A 14,282-nucleotide genomic window follows, 5' to 3' on the forward strand; every position below is an offset into this window, starting at 1 on the left:
CGTTCAGGCCGGGGTGCAGGTCGGTGCCGTCCGCGGTGCGGGCGTAGACGTCGGCGGCGCCGGCCAGCGCGTCGGCGCACAGCCAGACCTCGCCGAGGGAGCAGGCATGGCACCTTCCGCAGGAGGGCGCCCAGTTGAGGACGACCGGGTCACCGGGTGACAGCCGGGTGACGCCCTCCCCCACGGCGACCACCGTGCCCGCCCCCTCGTGGCCGAGGACCGCCGGGACCGGCACCCGCATGGTGCCGTCGGACAGGGAGAGGTCGGAGTGGCAGACACCGGCGGCGGCGAGCCGGATCCGGACCTGGCCGGGGCCGGGGTCCGGGAGCTCGATCTCGGTGACCGCGAGCGGGGCGCCCACGGCGGGCAGTACGGCGGCTCGGACTGTGGCAGCCATCAGAGCGACCTCCTCAGAACTGAAGGGACTTGGTCTGGAGGTACTCGGCGAGGCCGTGGGCGCCGAGTTCCCGCCCGACGCCCGACTGCTTGTAGCCGCCGAACGGCGCCAGGGGGTTGAAGCGGCCGCCGTTGATGTCGACCTGCCCGGTCTCCATGCGCCGGGCGAAGGCCACCGCCTCCGCCTCGTCCCCGGCCCAGACGGCGCCCGCGAGGCCGTAGACCGTGCCGTTGGCGATCCGGAGCGCGTCCTCCTCGTCCGCGTACCGCAGGATCGACAGCACCGGGCCGAAGATCTCCTCCTGCGCGATCGTCATCTCGGGGGTGACGTCGGCGAACACGGTCGGGCTGACGAAGTAGCCCTGCTCGCGCGGGGACTCGGGCCCGCCGGCGACCAGCCGGGCGCCCTCCTCGATGCCCTTCTCGATGTAACTCCGCACCCGTGCCTGCTGCTTGGCGCTGACGACCGGTCCGATCCGTTCGCCGTACTTGGCGGCGGCGGCCGCCGCCAGCTCCACCGCCTGCGCGTACTGGTCGGTGTGCACCAGCATCCGCGTCCAGGCGCTGCACGTCTGCCCGGAGTTGGACATCACGTTGGCCACCCCGACGTTGACGGCCTTGGCTAGATCGGCGCTCGGCAGGATGACGTTGGCGGACTTGCCGCCCAGTTCGAGGGCCACCTTCTTCACGGCCGCTCCGGCCACCGCGCCGATCTGCCTGCCGACGGCCGTGGAGCCGGTGAAGGAGACCAGGTCGACCCCGGGGTGCTCGGCGAGGGCCTGCCCGGCGACCGGCCCCAGGCCGGTGACCAGGTTGAAGACACCGGCCGGGAAGCCCGCCTCGGCCACCGCCTCCGCGAACAGCTGGGCGGTCAGCGGGGTGTTCTCGGCGGGTTTGAGTACGACCGTGCAGCCGGCGGCGAACGCCGGGGCGACCTTGGCGACGATCTGGTGCAGCGGGTAGTTCCAGGGCGTGATCGCACCGACCACGCCGACCGGCTCCTGGTGGACGGTCGAGTTGCCGACCTTCTCCTCGAAGGGATGGGTCGCGGCCAGTTCGGCGTACGAGCCGGCGACCGCGATCGGCACCCCCGCGTGCACGGCCTGCGAGAACTGCGGCGGCGAGCCCAGCTCCGCGGTGACCGTCTCGGCGATCTCGTCCTTGCGGGCCGCCAGCGCGTCGCGGAGCGCGCCGAGCCGGGCGGCCCGCTCGGCGGGCGGGGTGGCGGCCCAGGCCGGGAGGGCGGCACGGGCGGCGCGTACGGCGGTGTCGACGTCCAGCGCGCCGCCCGCCGGGACCCGGCCGATGACCTGCTCGTCGACCGGGTTCACGACCTCGATCACGTCCTGGCTCTCGGCGGCGCGCCAGGCACCGTCGATGTACAGGCCGTCGTGTGCCTTCATGCTGCTTCCTCCCGGCGGGGCTGGATCTCCGGTCTCACAAACTAGCGGCGATAGTTTTTCGGCGCCAGAGATCGGCGCCGGAGACACGTGCAGGGCAGGACCGTCAGAAGTCGACCTGGGCGTGTTCGTCCACCCGTCCCACGCTCTCCTGCGCGAAGGCCTTCTCGTAGGCCCGCCGGATCTCCTCGATCTTCCGGTCGCCGCCCTTCGCCACCGACTCCGGATACAGCAGGATCAGCTCGTACGACCGCTCCTTCTCGATCGTGCCGTGCGCGTCCCGCCACTGCCCGCGCCCGCTCTGCACGGTGAGCCCGTCGGGGAAGTCGGGGGTGACCTCCTTGTCGACGAAGGCCGTGAACTGCCGGTCGGTGACGGCGGGTCCGCCGTCCGGCCGCGCGGTACCGAAGAACAGCCGGGTCTCGACGTAGGCCTTTCCGCGCGTCGGCACGGCGGCCGACCGGCTGTCGGCCAACGCGGTGTACGCGGCAGGGGTACCGGCGAGCAGAACCCCGGCCAGCGCCAGGGCCGACCGATTACGAAGAGAATGAGTGTGCATGCCCCCTTCCTACGGGTTCCGCCCCGCCCAAGTCGCCGATTCCCACCGGGTTCACTCGTCCAGGTCGAACAGCAGCAGCCGGTGAGGGGCGCGGGGCTGCACCGATATGCGGCTCCGCCGCGCGGGCGCGACCGGCCACGACGGCGCAGCGGACCACATGCGGCCGGGGGGCCGCGGCGGTGCGGGCAACCGCCCGCACCGCCCGGTCACTCCGTCGCGGTCAGGTGGGCGAAGACCACCACGTTGCTGGTGTAGCCCGTCTTCCGGCTGAAGAGGCCACCGCAGGTGATGACGCGGAGTTCGGGACGCCGGGTCCGGCCGTACACCTCATCGCTCGGGAAACCGGCCTTGTCATAGACCTTCACCCGGTCCACGGTGTACACGGCGGTACGGCCGTCCGCGCGCCCGGCCTCGATGTGCTTGCCGGGCTTCACCTGGGCGAGCGCCGCGAAGACAGCGGGCCCCGTCCTGGTGTCACGGTGGCCGACGGCGACCGCGAGGCCGGACTCGCCCGGCGTGGCGCCGCCCTGGAACCAGCCGATCAGCTTCGGGTCGTCGACCGGCGGTGTCTCCAACTGCCGTGCCCGGTCGAGCCGGAGCCCGATGACCGGGGCGTCGACGCCCAGGAACGGGATGCGCATCGACGTCGGCCGGGACCGGGGCAGCGGGCGGGGCGGGGGCCCGGGCCGGGCCCTGTCGGACCCGTCCCGGCCCGCGCCGGCGGCCGCCGAGGCGTCCGACCCGCCGGGACCCCCGCACCGGACCACTGTCACCAGGATGATCGCCAGCAGGGCCGTCCTGGCGAGGCGGTAGGCGCGGGTCCGGTACCAGGGCCTGCGTCTGCGCCTACGCGGCGCCATGGGGCCGACGGCGGATCAGCCGGACGTACACCACGCCGCTGGCCGCGACCAGGCCCACGGCCGTGGCCGCGGCCACGGGCGAGAACGTGGCCGCCGTGTCGGCGAGGCCGCCGCCGCCCGCGTGCACACCACCCTGCGGGCCGCTGTGGTCGTCGCCCTGCCCCCAGCCCGCGTCACTACGCTGGTTGTCCTCGATCTGCCCGTTCGGACCGCCCTGCCCGTTCGGACCGCTCTGGTCGTTCGGACCGCCCTGCCCGTTGGGACCGCCCTGCTCGTTGTGGCCGTTCTGGTCGTTCTGCCCGTTCGGACCGCTCTGGCCCTGCGCCCCGTCCTGCTTGCCGTCATGGCAGTTGAGCCGGAAGACCTTCTCCTTCAACGCGCCGGACACGGTCCACGAGAGCTTGTACTGCCCGTCCGCCAGCCCCAGCGGGTCGGTGTGACCGGCACCTCCGGCGAGCTGGATGGTGCCGGCGACGGTGGCGGCGGTGGGCAGCGGGGGCTGTGGCGTGATGGTGTAGGCGATACCGGGGAGGACGTCGAAGTTGACGGCGTCGAGATAGAACCTGCAGACCACCGGGTCGTCCTTCGACACGCCGAAGGGCACGCCCACCCGGTGGATCCTGATGTCGCCGTTCTCCCCTACGGCCGCCGCGTTCGGCGCCGCCACCCACGACGCGCCCGCCGCGGCGAGGGCGGTGAGGACGACGGTTGCGCCCGCACGGGGTCCGGCGGTGCGTGGAAGTGTGAGCGTGGGCATGCAAGCTCCTCCGAGTTAGACGATTTTCATACAAATCGACCTTTCGTCTGGACTGTCACCCATGCACACCACGGCCCGCGGTATCAACATTCGACGCGCCGTCAGATATCGCTCGTGCGGCGCAACGCCGGGTCCTTGCGCCGCGTCCGCGGCACCTGACCAGCGCCCTCGGGCCGCCCCACCGACCTCGGCGAGCGCACCGCCACCCCCGCCGAGACCAGCAACAACGCGCCCAGCATCACGAACGGCGCAGCCACCCCGGCCGCCCCCGCCACCAGCCCCGCCCCGGCCGGTGCGGCCACCTGGCCCAGCCGGTTGCCGGTCAGCCGCAGGGCGAGCGCCGTGGACCGGGCGCCCTCGGGTGCGGCCTGGACGACCGTCGTCATCGACAGCGGCTGCCCGACCCCCAGACAGAAGCCGAGCGCGGCGAGCATCAGGGCCAGCGCCCACACCGGCACCGGCAGCGCGATCCCCGCGCACAGCACGGCCGCCAGGAAGCACGTCACCGTCAGCAGCACCGGCCGGCCGAGCAGTCGCAGCAACGGCGTGAGGACCAGCCGGCAGGCGATCGTCGCCCCCGCCCGGACACTGAGCAGGACGCCGATCACCGCCGGTGCGATGCCCCGGTGCTCGCCGACCACCGGGAGGTACGCGGTGAGGATGTCGGTCGCGGACAGGACCGAGAGGCTGACCAGCATGCCCGCCGGGACGCCCCGGGCGCGCAGGATGCCGCCCACCGGGACGCGGTCGCCCTGCCCGGGACGGGACGTCACCGCCGTACGGTCCTCGATGCGCCACAGCGAACTGAACGCGACCGCCGCCCCCGCACCCGCCACCACGAGGGCGAGCGCGCTGCTGCCCGCCATGTCGGGGCCGCCGATCAGCGCACCCGCGGCGATCGGGCCGATCAGCTGGCCCAGCGACGCGCCGATGGTGAAGTGGCCGAAGTTGCGGTCCTGTTCGTGCGGGGCCGACTGGCGGGCCACCAGCGACTGCGCGCCGATCACGAAGCAGAGGTGACCGAGACCCATCACCCCGCTCCACAGGGCCATCGTCCAGAGGGAGTTCGCGAGGCCGCTGAGCGCACAGCCGCCCGATATCAGCACCACGCCGACCGGCAGCAGGGGTGCGCAGCGGCCGTGGTCGGTGCGGCGGCCGAGCGGTACGGCGGCGAAGAGCGGGAGCAGGGCGTAGACCCCCGCGATGACACCGACGGCCCGTTCGTCGGCGCCGAGCGCGAGGGCCCGGTAGGAGACGGCGGGCCGGGCCATCGACACCGCGCCCTGCGCGAAGCCGAAGGCGATGACGAGACGGAGCAGCCAGCCGCGGTTCCTGCCGGGCGCCATGGCGAAGTCCTCCAACGGATCGGTCAGATGATTCCGAACAGGATTCCTGCCCCCAGCACGACCAGGGATGTCAGCGCGGCCCACTTGACGACGAAGCGGGTGTGGTCGCCGAACTCGACCTTGGCCATGCCGACGAGGACGTAGACGGCGGGCACCAACGGGCTGGACATGTGGAGCGGTTGGCCGACGATCGAGGCGCGGGCGATCTCCAGGGAGGAGACTCCATGGGCCTGGCCGGCTTCGGCGAGGACCGGGAGGATGCCGAAGTAGAAGCCGTCGTTCGACATGAAGTACGTGAGCGGGATGCTGAGCACGCCGGTGACGAGGGCCATGTGCGGGCCCATGCCGTCGGGGATGTTGCCGACGAGCCAGGTGGCCATGTGGTCGACCATGCCGGTGCCCTGGAGGACGCCGGTGAAGACGGCGGCGGCGAAGACCATGCCGGAGACGTTGAGGACGTTCTCGGCGTGGGCGGCGAGGCGGGCCCGCTGGGCGGGCATCTGCGGGAAGTTGACGGTCAGCGCCAGTGCCGCGCCGAGCAGGAACAGGACCGGGATCGGCAGCCACTCCATGATCATGGACGTGAGCAGGACGACCGTGAGCAGCGCGTTGAACCAGTACAGCTTGGGGCGCAGGGTCTCGCGGTGCGGGTCGAGGCCCTGGAAGCCGTCGTCCTCCTCCGGCCGGTCCGCCTCGGCACCGGTTCCGGCTCCGGCGCCGGCTACGGTTCCGGTGCCGGCTACGGTGCCGCCGTCGCGCACCGCGGACTTGCCCGAGCCGGCGCCCGCAGCCGCACCCGCACCCGCACCCACACCGACCAGTACGGTCTCCGTTTCCCTCTCCTTCTCCTCGACCAGCGCCTCCTCCAGCGTCAGCACGCCGAGCCGCTTGCGCTCGCGGCGGCCGAGGACGTAGGCGAGGGCGATCACGAAGGCCAGACCGGCGGCGAGCGCGGGGATCATCGGGACGAAGATGTCGCTGGCGTCGAGCTTCAGCGCGGTCGCCGCGCGTGCCGTCGGTCCGCCCCAGGGCAGCGTGTTCATCACGCCGTTGGCCATCGCGGCCACACCGGTCATCACGACCAGGCTCATCTTCAGGCGCTTGTACAGCGGGTACATCGCCGAGACGGTGATCATGAAGGTGGTGGAGCCGTCGCCGTCGAGGGAGACGATCGCGGCGAGCAGGGCCGTACCGACGACGATCCGCAGCGGGTCGGCCTTGCAGAACTTCAGGATCCCCTTGACGATCGGGTCGAAGAGGCCGACGTCGATCATCACACCGAAGTAGACGATCGCGAACATGAGCATCGCCGCGGTGGGCGCGAGGCTGGTGACGCCGTCGATGACGTAGTCGCCGAGCTTGGCGCCCTTGCCGACGAACACGCAGAACAGCGCGGGGATCAGCACGAGCGCCGCGATCGGCGACATCTTCTTCAGCATGATCAGGACCAGGAAGGTCGCGATCATGGTGAAGCCGAGGATGGTCAGCATGAGTGGAATACCTAACGTTCGCCCTTGAACTCCCACCAGGGCCGGCGGTTCGATGACGTTAGGTCCCGTCAAACGTCGTTAACAAGACGTTGACACGCGAGCAATAAGCGCAAAACTCCAGGTCACGAGGGTGCGGCGGCTGTGGTGACGCCCAGGGGCGCTCCATCGGCGGTGGACTTGGACTCAGTCCAGGACCCGCGCCAGGTAGGCCCGCAGCAGCTCCCGGGTCTCCGCGATGATCGTCTCGTCTCCCTCTGGATCCATCCGGAAGGACAGGTGGACCAGAGTGTCGGCGGTCTCCACGGCCACCAGGAACGTGCGGCGCAGGGCCTCGTCCGGGGCGCGGCCGATGTAGTCGGAGAGCAGGTCGGTCAGGCGGTCGGCGACCCTGCGGTTGGGTTCGGCGTGGCGGGCGCCGACCGGGATCTGGTTGCCGAAGTCCACGAGCGAGAAGCCGGGGGCGGTGCGCTTCATGGCCAGGTACTCGTCCAGCACCGCGTCCATCGCCGCCCGCCAGTCGCTCTTCGGCGCGTCCTTCAGCCGCTCGGCGACCCGCTCGGTGTAGCGCTCCAGGTTGCGCTGGGCGAGGGCGTCGGCCATCTGCCGCTTGTTGCCGAAGAAGCGGTAGACCGAGCCGATGGGCACCCCGGCGCGCACCGCGACGGCCCGGGTGCTCAGCTCCTCGTAGCCCACCTCGTCGAGGAGGTCGGCGCAGGCGTCGAGAATCCTGGTCAGCCGTTCCGCACTGCGGCGCTGGACGGGAGCTTTGCGAAGCGAGGGCGCTGGGGGCACGGGCTTCATGATGCCTTTCCGCAGGGATCAGGTGAACCTCGCCCCCCAGTACGGAGACGGATGGTCCATGCACTCATCCGGGCGGTGTGCCGCCGTCGCCGGTCACGGCATCCGTGCGCACGGGGGAAGCGCCTGTCGCCGGGACACCGGCCGTCGAGGCCGGCGTGAGCGGCGGTGCCGGCGTGGCCGTCGGGGTCGCCTTCGCCGTCTCCGCACCCGACGCCGTGACGTCCGCCGTGCTCTCGACCGGTTTGCCGTGTACGGCCCACACCGTGCCGTCGTCCGCGTAGAGCCGGGCGGTGATGTGGTGGGTACCGTGCGGGACGAGCCGGGCGGGGAGGTGGTAGGCGGGAGTGCGCAGCCGGGTCACCAGGTCGCCGTCCACGAAGAGGTAGGCGAGGCCGTGCCCGGCGACCGCGCGGGCCGCGGTGCCGGCCCGGGAGAAGCGGAAGCGGTGCACGTCGAGCCGTACGTCCCAGCCTCCGGCGCGGTCGGGCGTGACCACCGTGCCCACCTCGGGCGCCTGCTTCTTGTCGATCTCCCGGTAGTGGCGTCCGCCCTCGTCCGTGTCGTCGAGGATCTTGCCCACCGGTGAGGGCGACCCCGTCTCCCGCTGCTCGTGCGCCTCCCCGGTCCCGCACCCCGCCGCCGCGACCAGCAGCAGCACGCAGACCGCGAGCGCGCCCGGCAGTCCACGCGTCCACGACATGCCCGGGAGCGTAGAACAGCGCGCCGGAGACCGGATCCCCCTGAAGTCGGGTTCTCGCCATACCTCGCTGGGATGATCCCGGTCCTCTTGCACCCACCCCCACTCAATCCTACGGTGATACATAGGAATCAGGGACTCACCGGCCCAGGGAGCGATCATGAGCGACGGGGACACCTCCCGCGCGAGGGTGTTCGAGCGTGAGGAAGCGCGGAAGACCGCCGAGGGACTGACGTATCTCTCGGGGTTCGGCAACGAGCACTCCTCGGAGGCGGTACCGGGCGCCCTGCCCGAGGGCCGCAACTCCCCGCAGCGCACCCCCCTCGGGCTGTACGCGGAGCAGCTCAGCGGTACGGCCTTCACCGAGCCGCGGGCCCACAACCGCCGCTCCTGGCTGTACCGGATCCGCCCCTCGGCCGCCCACCCGGCGTTCACCCGGGCCGCCGGCGACGGGGCGCTGCGCACCGGCCCCTTCACGGACGTCGCCCCGGACCCGAACCGGCTGCGCTGGAACCCGCTGCCGGAGCCGGCGCCCGGTACGGACTTCCTCGCGGGCCTGTGGACCCTCGGCGGCAACGGCGACGCCACCCAGCGCACCGGTATGGCCGTGCACCTGTACCACGCCGACTCCTCGATGGAGCGGGTCTTCTCCGACGCGGACGGCGAGCTGCTGATCGTCCCGGAGCACGGCGGACTGCTGCTGCGCACGGAGTTCGGCCTGCTGCATGTGGAGCCGGGACATGTGGCGCTGATCCCCCGTGGGGTCCGCTTCCGTGTGGACCTGCTGGAGGCCACGGCCCGGGGTTATGTGTGCGAGAACTACGGCTCGCCCTTCCGCCTGCCCGACCTGGGCCCGATCGGCGCCAACGGCCTCGCCAACGCCCGGGACTTCCAGGCCCCCGTGGCCGCCTACGAGGACGTGGAGGGCCCGGTGGAGGTGGTCAACAAGTTCTGCGGCCACCTGTGGACCGCCACATATGACCACTCCCCACTGGATGTGGTCGCCTGGCACGGCACACATGTGCCGTACCTCTACGATCTCCGCCGATTCAATGTGATCGGCAGCATCTCGTACGACCACCCCGATCCGTCGATCTTCACGGTGCTGACGTCCCCGTCGGACACTCCCGGCCTGGCGGGCGTCGACTTCGTGGTCTTCGCCCCGCGCTGGCTGGTGGGCGAGAACACCTTCCGGCCGCCGTACTTCCACCGGAACGTGATGAGCGAGTACATGGGCCTGGTCGAGGGCGCCTACGACGCGAAGGCGGAGGGCTTCGTGCCGGGCGGCGGTTCCCTGCACAACATGATGTCGGCGCACGGCCCGGACCGGGAGACGTTCGACCGGGCGAGCACGGCCGAGCTGCGTCCGCAGAAGATCGACGACGGCCTCGCCTTCATGTTCGAGACCCGCTGGCCGGTGACGCTGACCCCGCAGGCGGCGACCGCCGAGCATCTGCAACAGCGCTACGACGACGTGTGGCAGGGCCTGGAGCGCCACTTCCGGCCCTTGCACTGAAGATCCCCTACCGGTACGGATGACCCGTGACCTCCTTCGCCCCGGACTCGATCGTCCTGAACCGAAAGCTGCCGCTCTGGTATCAGGTGTCGCAGTCGCTGCGCGCCTCGATACTCGGCCGCTCGCCCCGGGACCCGCTCCGGCTGCCCACCGAGGAACAGCTGGCGGAGCACTACGGCGTGAGTGTGCTGACCATGCGGCAGGCGCTGAAGGAGCTGGAGGACGAGGGCCTGATCAGCCGGCACCGCCGCCGCGGCACCTTCATCGAGCCGGACGTCCGGCGGGGCACACCGGTACGGTTGCTCGGCTCGGTGGACGCGATCGTGGCCCAGCAGTCCGGCATGACCGCCGAGCTGCTGGACCACGGCACGGCACCCGTGACGGGCGAACTCGCCGAGTACTTCCCGGACCTCGACGAGGTGGCGACGTACCACCGCCTGCGCAGTGACGAACAGACGGGCGAGCCGACCAACCACGCCCGCAACCACGTCCGCCCCGAACTGGCCGAGCGCATCGACCCGGAGGACCTGGCCCGCCGGCCCATGACCAAGGTGCTCCGCGATGTGGTCGGCGCCGACATCAGCCGTATCACGGACACGGTCGAGGCGCGGCTGGCCGACCCGGAGACGGCCCGGCTGCTCCAGGTCCCCCTCCTGAGCCCGATCCTGCACTACACGGGAGTCACCTACGACACCGCCGGCCGGGTCCTGGACCTGGCGGTCATCCACTACCGGGGCGACCGTTTCTCCTTCACGGTCACCCTCGACGCCACCTGAACTCGTCGTACGATGCCGGGCGTGACGCACGACGACGCTCCGCTGCTGGCGGACCTCATGCCGTGGTCCGTCGCACCACTCCGGCTCGGCCGGGGGTGGCCGACGGCCCCCGACCCGGCGACCCTCAAAGCCCGCTGGGACGCCCTCCTCAAGGCCGAGGGCGCCGACCGCGAGACCCTGTTCGAACCGACGCGCGCCCGGACGGTCCACTCGGCGGTGGCGCAGCTCCCGGGCCGGCCCACCGGCACGGAGCCGCTGGAGCAGGCCTCGTCCCCGTGCCCGGACCCGGTCCGGGTGCTCTCGGCCCCCTTCGACGAGCAGTGGCTGATCCCCGACCACCGCCTGATCGACACGGCCCGCCCGGAGTTGTGGCGGACGGCGGACGAGCAGCAGATCTTCGCGGTGGAGTCGGCGGAGGGCCTGCCGTTGCTGGCGACCTCCCTCCTCCCCACCCTGCGCACCGGCCGCGTCCGCCCTCTCTACCGCCGCCCCGGCGGCACGGAACCGAACCTGGCTCCGGGCCTGTTGAGGCACCTGGCCGACCGCCTGGACCGCGCTCTCACCCCGCCGGACGTCCTGGCCTGGACCCTGGCGGCGATCCGCCCGGACCACACGGTCCCGCTCACCGAGGACCCCGGGCTGTGGGCCGAGGGCGTGGAGTTGGGTCACCGGGCCCTGTGGCTGCTCCGGCGCGACGGCGGCCGCCCGAAGCTCCCGGGCGGCCGCCGCCCCTACGTCCGGGCCCCCCTCCCCTCCCGCCCGCTCACGATCCGCTACGACCCCGAGGAGGAGGCCCTGCACATCGACGAGGGCCGCATCTCCCCGGTGCCACCGGAGGCGTGGGAGTTCGCGATGGGTGAGGTGAAGATCCTGGAGGCATGGTTCGCGGCACGGACGGCCCCGGCACAACCGGGGACTCTCGCGGCGATCGTGCCGCGGACCTGGCCCCAGTCATGGACGTCTGATCTGCTGGAGCTGATCACGGTCCTGACCCTGTTGGCGGATGTACGCGCCCAGCGGACCGGGTTGGAGATCACGTCGCCGATCACGGCAACGGACCTGACGACAGCGGGCGTACTCCCTCCACCGGAGACGTCCCGCAAACCGGCGTCGATCCTGGAACACACGGAAGAAGGCCCGGCGGGTCAGCTGACGCTGCTGTGACCGACCGCTTCGGGGACTAGGAGGCGAACCCGTCCAAGACCCTGTCCAGCGCCCGCCGGAAAACCCCCTCCAGATCGATCGGCCCCGGATCCTCCGCGAACGCCGCGGCCATCCGCGGATACGCCCCCGAGGCGATCTGCCCTCCGAGATAGGCGATCCGCACCGCGTTCTCCTGCTCCTCCGACCACGGCAGACTCCGAGCCCGCTCGGCCGTGTCGAGTTCGTTCCGCACATAGGTGGTCACCACACCGTTCACCATGGCGATCATCTCCAGCTTCGTCCCGTACGGAGCGTCCAGCGGATCCAGGCAGGCCAGGCAGTGCTCCAGGTACCGCAGCGCATGGGGGCTGAACCCATAGACCGGTGACATGAGACGGGGCATCCAGGGATGTCGGTACATCAACGCCCGCGTCTGCTCGGCGACCCGCACCATGTCGGCCCGCCAGTCCCCCGCCGGCTCCCACAGCTCGTGCTCCGCGCCGACCGCGTCAACCATCAGCTCGTACAGGTCCTCCTTGCGGGGGACGTAGTTGTACAGGGACATCGTCCCGCACCCCAACGCGGCCGCCACATGCCGCATCGACACGGCGTCCAGCCCCTCCGCGTCGGCGATCCGCACCGCGGCCGCCGCGACGTCGGCGCGCGTGAACGCGGGCCTCGGCCCGCGCCCCGCCCGTTCGGGGCGGGCCCAGATCACCTCGGGTTCGGCCCCTCGGACTGACATCGGTCATCACCTCGCCCACCATGCTAGTTACGTACACCGTACGCAGTGCGCTATGGTCGACCCATGCCTACTGCGTACGGTGTACTTAGTGAAGGTCTGGAGAAGCGCTTCGGCGCTGTGCACGCCCTGCGCGGCCTCGATCTGGCCGTCCGGCAGGGCTCGGTCTGCGGACTGCTCGGGCCGAACGGGGCAGGGAAGACGACGGCCATACGGCTGTTGACCACGCTCCTTCGGCCGGACGCGGGCTCCGCCCGCATCGCGGGGCACGACCTCGTACGGGAGGCGGCGGCCGTGCGCCGCAGCATCGGCGTCACGGGGCAGTACGCCTCGGTCGACGGCGATCTCACCGGTCGCGAGAACCTGCGTCTGTTCGCCCGGCTGCACCGGGTGCGGGGACCGAACGACCGGGCGGCCGAACTGCTCGACCGCTTCGGCCTCGCCGAGGCCGCCGACCGCAAGGCCGCCACCTACTCGGGCGGTATGCGCCGCCGTCTCGACCTCGCGGCGAGCCTGGTCCGCCGGCCCGAGGTGCTGTTCCTCGACGAGCCCACCACCGGCCTCGACCCGGTCAGCAGGAACGGCATCTGGGACGCGGTGCGGGAGCTGACGGCGGACGGTACGACCGTGCTGCTGACCACGCAGTACCTGGAGGAGGCCGACCGGCTCGCCGACGACATCGTGCTGATGGACGAGGGTCGGGTGGCGCAGACCGGCACCCCCGCCGAGCTCAAGGCGCTCATCGGCTGGTACGCGGAGGCGGTGGTCGCCGATCCGGACGCGCTGGCGAAGGCCGCCGCCGTGCTCGACCACCTCACCGGAACCGAGCCGCGGTTCGACCACGACCGGCACACCGTCGGCGCCCTCACCACCGACCCGACGCTCACCCTCCCCCGGCTGGTGCGCGAACTCGACGCGGCGGAGGTGCCGTTGCTCGACGCGAGCCTCAGACCGCCGACCCTGGACGACGTTTTCCTCCGACTGACGGGAAGTCCCGTATGAGCGCGCTCGCGTACGACGGTGTGGCGATGGCGGGCCGGCAGCTGCGCCGGGTCCGCAACAGCCCGGGCCTGGCGGTCCTCACCCAGATGATGCCGGTCAACATGCTGCTGTTCTTCGGCTATGTCTTCGGCAGCGCGCTGGCGATGCCGGGCCCGGAGTACCGCTCCTTCCTCGTGCCGGGGCTGCTGGTGGCGACCGCGGCCGGCGGGGTGATGACCGGGATGTTCCAGGCCGCCCAGGACACCCACCGGGGTGTGATGGACCGCTTCCGGACCATGCCGGTGAGCCGGGCCGCCGTACCGCTGGGGCAGGCCGCGGCCGATCTCGTCGTCACCACGGCGGGTACCGTGCCCCTGCTCCTGGTGGGCCTCGCCGTGGGCTGGCGCGTCGAGGGATCGGCGGTCGCGGCCGTCGGCGCGGTGGGGCTGCTGCTCCTGTTCCGGTTCGCCTGCACGTCCGTCGGCATCTTCCTCGGTCTGCTCAGCCGCAGCGAGGAGGCCGCGGGTCAGCTCGGCGCGGCATCCTTCGTCCTGCCGCTGCTCTCCAACGCCTACATCCCCACCGGCAACCTCCCGGGCTGGCTGCGCACGGCGGCCGAGTGGAACCCGATCAGCGCGGTGACGACGGCCCTGCGCGACCTCTTCGGCAACGCGCCCGTCCCGGAGGGCGCCGCCTGGCCGGTGGCCCACCCGGTCGCGGGCTCGCTCGCCTGGAGCGTGCTCCTGACCGCCGTCTTCCTGCCGCTGGCCGTACGCCGGTACGGCCGCAGCTGACACAAGCCGCGGCACCGGCTCGGC

The 14,282-nt window shown here is 71.8% G+C and carries 15 protein-coding genes; 5 read left to right on the top strand and 10 right to left on the bottom strand.

What is annotated here, in order from left to right; all coding sequences use genetic code 11:
- The 9 genes from ACFWXC_RS38465 to ACFWXC_RS38505 all read right to left on the bottom strand — a co-directional run.
- On the bottom strand, nucleotides 1–397 hold a 397-nt coding region (locus ACFWXC_RS38465), incomplete at its 3' end, for an alcohol dehydrogenase catalytic domain-containing protein (RefSeq protein WP_384486328.1).
- Nucleotides 398–410: 13 nt separating this feature from the next.
- On the bottom strand, nucleotides 411–1,799 hold the full coding sequence (locus ACFWXC_RS38470) for an aldehyde dehydrogenase family protein (protein ID WP_384486330.1): 1,389 nt from the start codon (nucleotides 1,797–1,799) through the stop codon (nucleotides 411–413).
- A 103-nt stretch (nucleotides 1,800–1,902) separates the two neighbouring features.
- Nucleotides 1,903–2,355, bottom strand: coding sequence for a DUF3574 domain-containing protein (locus ACFWXC_RS38475; RefSeq protein ID WP_384486332.1), 453 nt, complete (start codon nucleotides 2,353–2,355; stop codon nucleotides 1,903–1,905).
- A gap of 206 nt (nucleotides 2,356–2,561) precedes the next feature.
- On the bottom strand, nucleotides 2,562–3,215 hold the full coding sequence (locus ACFWXC_RS38480) for a class F sortase (RefSeq protein ID WP_384486334.1): 654 nt from the start codon (nucleotides 3,213–3,215) through the stop codon (nucleotides 2,562–2,564).
- Complete coding sequence (locus ACFWXC_RS38485) at nucleotides 3,202–3,972, bottom strand: hypothetical protein (protein WP_384486336.1); 771 nt, start codon at nucleotides 3,970–3,972, stop codon at nucleotides 3,202–3,204. Before ACFWXC_RS38485 ends, ACFWXC_RS38480 begins: the two co-directional genes overlap by 14 nt.
- 101 nt (nucleotides 3,973–4,073) lie before the next feature.
- Entirely contained in the window at nucleotides 4,074–5,318 is a 1,245-nt protein-coding gene (locus tag ACFWXC_RS38490; protein WP_384486338.1) for an MFS transporter, read from the bottom strand.
- 23 nt (nucleotides 5,319–5,341) lie between these two features.
- On the bottom strand, nucleotides 5,342–6,808 hold the full coding sequence (locus ACFWXC_RS38495; protein WP_384486340.1) for a CitMHS family transporter: 1,467 nt from the start codon (nucleotides 6,806–6,808) through the stop codon (nucleotides 5,342–5,344).
- 183 nt (nucleotides 6,809–6,991) lie between these two features.
- On the bottom strand, nucleotides 6,992–7,609 hold the full coding sequence (locus ACFWXC_RS38500; protein ID WP_384486342.1) for a TetR family transcriptional regulator: 618 nt from the start codon (nucleotides 7,607–7,609) through the stop codon (nucleotides 6,992–6,994).
- A gap of 64 nt (nucleotides 7,610–7,673) precedes the next feature.
- Nucleotides 7,674–8,309, bottom strand: a complete 636-nt coding sequence (locus tag ACFWXC_RS38505) for a hypothetical protein (protein WP_384486344.1) — start codon at nucleotides 8,307–8,309, stop codon at nucleotides 7,674–7,676.
- A gap of 157 nt (nucleotides 8,310–8,466) precedes the next feature.
- On the opposite strand from ACFWXC_RS38505, the gene hmgA reads away from it, so the two are divergent.
- The 3 genes from hmgA to ACFWXC_RS38520 are packed head-to-tail and all read left to right on the top strand — an operon-like array spanning nucleotide 8,467 to nucleotide 11,762.
- Entirely contained in the window at nucleotides 8,467–9,822 is a 1,356-nt protein-coding gene (hmgA, locus tag ACFWXC_RS38510) for a homogentisate 1,2-dioxygenase (protein ID WP_384486346.1), read from the top strand.
- Nucleotides 9,823–9,848: 26 nt separating this feature from the next.
- Complete coding sequence (locus ACFWXC_RS38515) at nucleotides 9,849–10,598, top strand: GntR family transcriptional regulator (RefSeq protein WP_384486348.1); 750 nt, start codon at nucleotides 9,849–9,851, stop codon at nucleotides 10,596–10,598.
- Between the two features lie 12 nt (nucleotides 10,599–10,610).
- The gene (locus ACFWXC_RS38520; protein WP_384486350.1) at nucleotides 10,611–11,762 is read left to right on the top strand and encodes a type ISP restriction/modification enzyme; all 1,152 of its coding nucleotides are present in this window, start codon (nucleotides 10,611–10,613) and stop codon (nucleotides 11,760–11,762) included.
- Between the two features lie 16 nt (nucleotides 11,763–11,778).
- Here the strand turns inward: ACFWXC_RS38520 and ACFWXC_RS38525 are convergent, their stop codons facing one another.
- Nucleotides 11,779–12,486 (bottom strand): TetR/AcrR family transcriptional regulator, encoded by a 708-nt coding sequence (locus ACFWXC_RS38525; RefSeq protein WP_384486352.1) that lies wholly within the window; start codon nucleotides 12,484–12,486, stop codon nucleotides 11,779–11,781.
- Between the two features lie 63 nt (nucleotides 12,487–12,549).
- On the opposite strand from ACFWXC_RS38525, the gene ACFWXC_RS38530 reads away from it, so the two are divergent.
- Nucleotides 12,550–13,485 (top strand): ATP-binding cassette domain-containing protein, encoded by a 936-nt coding sequence (locus ACFWXC_RS38530; RefSeq protein WP_384486354.1) that lies wholly within the window; start codon nucleotides 12,550–12,552, stop codon nucleotides 13,483–13,485.
- Nucleotides 13,482–14,258: an ABC transporter permease gene (locus ACFWXC_RS38535; protein ID WP_384486356.1), complete on the top strand. Its 777-nt coding sequence runs from the start codon at nucleotides 13,482–13,484 to the stop codon at nucleotides 14,256–14,258. The genes ACFWXC_RS38530 and ACFWXC_RS38535 overlap by 4 nt, the downstream gene beginning before the upstream one ends.
- The last annotated feature ends 24 nt before the right edge of the window (nucleotides 14,259–14,282 follow it).

Origin of the sequence: Streptomyces sp. NPDC058683, assembly GCF_042716195.1 — a bacterium.
GTDB lineage: Bacteria > Actinomycetota > Actinomycetes > Streptomycetales > Streptomycetaceae > Streptomyces.

What these genes read in the sequence shown, in the direction of transcription:
- ACFWXC_RS38470 (WP_384486330.1), bottom strand. Translation starts at nt 1,799, where the DNA reads ATGAAGGCACACGACGGCCTGTACATCGACGGTGCCTGGCGCGCCGCC.
- ACFWXC_RS38475 (WP_384486332.1), bottom strand. Translation starts at nt 2,355, where the DNA reads ATGCACACTCATTCTCTTCGTAATCGGTCGGCCCTGGCGCTGGCCGGG.
- ACFWXC_RS38480 (WP_384486334.1), bottom strand. Translation starts at nt 3,215, where the DNA reads ATGGCGCCGCGTAGGCGCAGACGCAGGCCCTGGTACCGGACCCGCGCC.
- ACFWXC_RS38485 (WP_384486336.1), bottom strand. Translation starts at nt 3,972, where the DNA reads ATGCCCACGCTCACACTTCCACGCACCGCCGGACCCCGTGCGGGCGCA.
- ACFWXC_RS38490 (WP_384486338.1), bottom strand. Translation starts at nt 5,318, where the DNA reads ATGGCGCCCGGCAGGAACCGCGGCTGGCTGCTCCGTCTCGTCATCGCC.
- ACFWXC_RS38495 (WP_384486340.1), bottom strand. Translation starts at nt 6,808, where the DNA reads ATGCTGACCATCCTCGGCTTCACCATGATCGCGACCTTCCTGGTCCTG.
- ACFWXC_RS38500 (WP_384486342.1), bottom strand. Translation starts at nt 7,609, where the DNA reads ATGAAGCCCGTGCCCCCAGCGCCCTCGCTTCGCAAAGCTCCCGTCCAG.
- ACFWXC_RS38505 (WP_384486344.1), bottom strand. Translation starts at nt 8,309, where the DNA reads ATGTCGTGGACGCGTGGACTGCCGGGCGCGCTCGCGGTCTGCGTGCTG.
- hmgA (WP_384486346.1), top strand. Translation starts at nt 8,467, where the DNA reads ATGAGCGACGGGGACACCTCCCGCGCGAGGGTGTTCGAGCGTGAGGAA.
- ACFWXC_RS38520 (WP_384486350.1), top strand. Translation starts at nt 10,611, where the DNA reads ATGCCGGGCGTGACGCACGACGACGCTCCGCTGCTGGCGGACCTCATG.
- ACFWXC_RS38525 (WP_384486352.1), bottom strand. Translation starts at nt 12,486, where the DNA reads ATGTCAGTCCGAGGGGCCGAACCCGAGGTGATCTGGGCCCGCCCCGAA.
- ACFWXC_RS38530 (WP_384486354.1), top strand. Translation starts at nt 12,550, where the DNA reads ATGCCTACTGCGTACGGTGTACTTAGTGAAGGTCTGGAGAAGCGCTTC.
- ACFWXC_RS38535 (WP_384486356.1), top strand. Translation starts at nt 13,482, where the DNA reads ATGAGCGCGCTCGCGTACGACGGTGTGGCGATGGCGGGCCGGCAGCTG.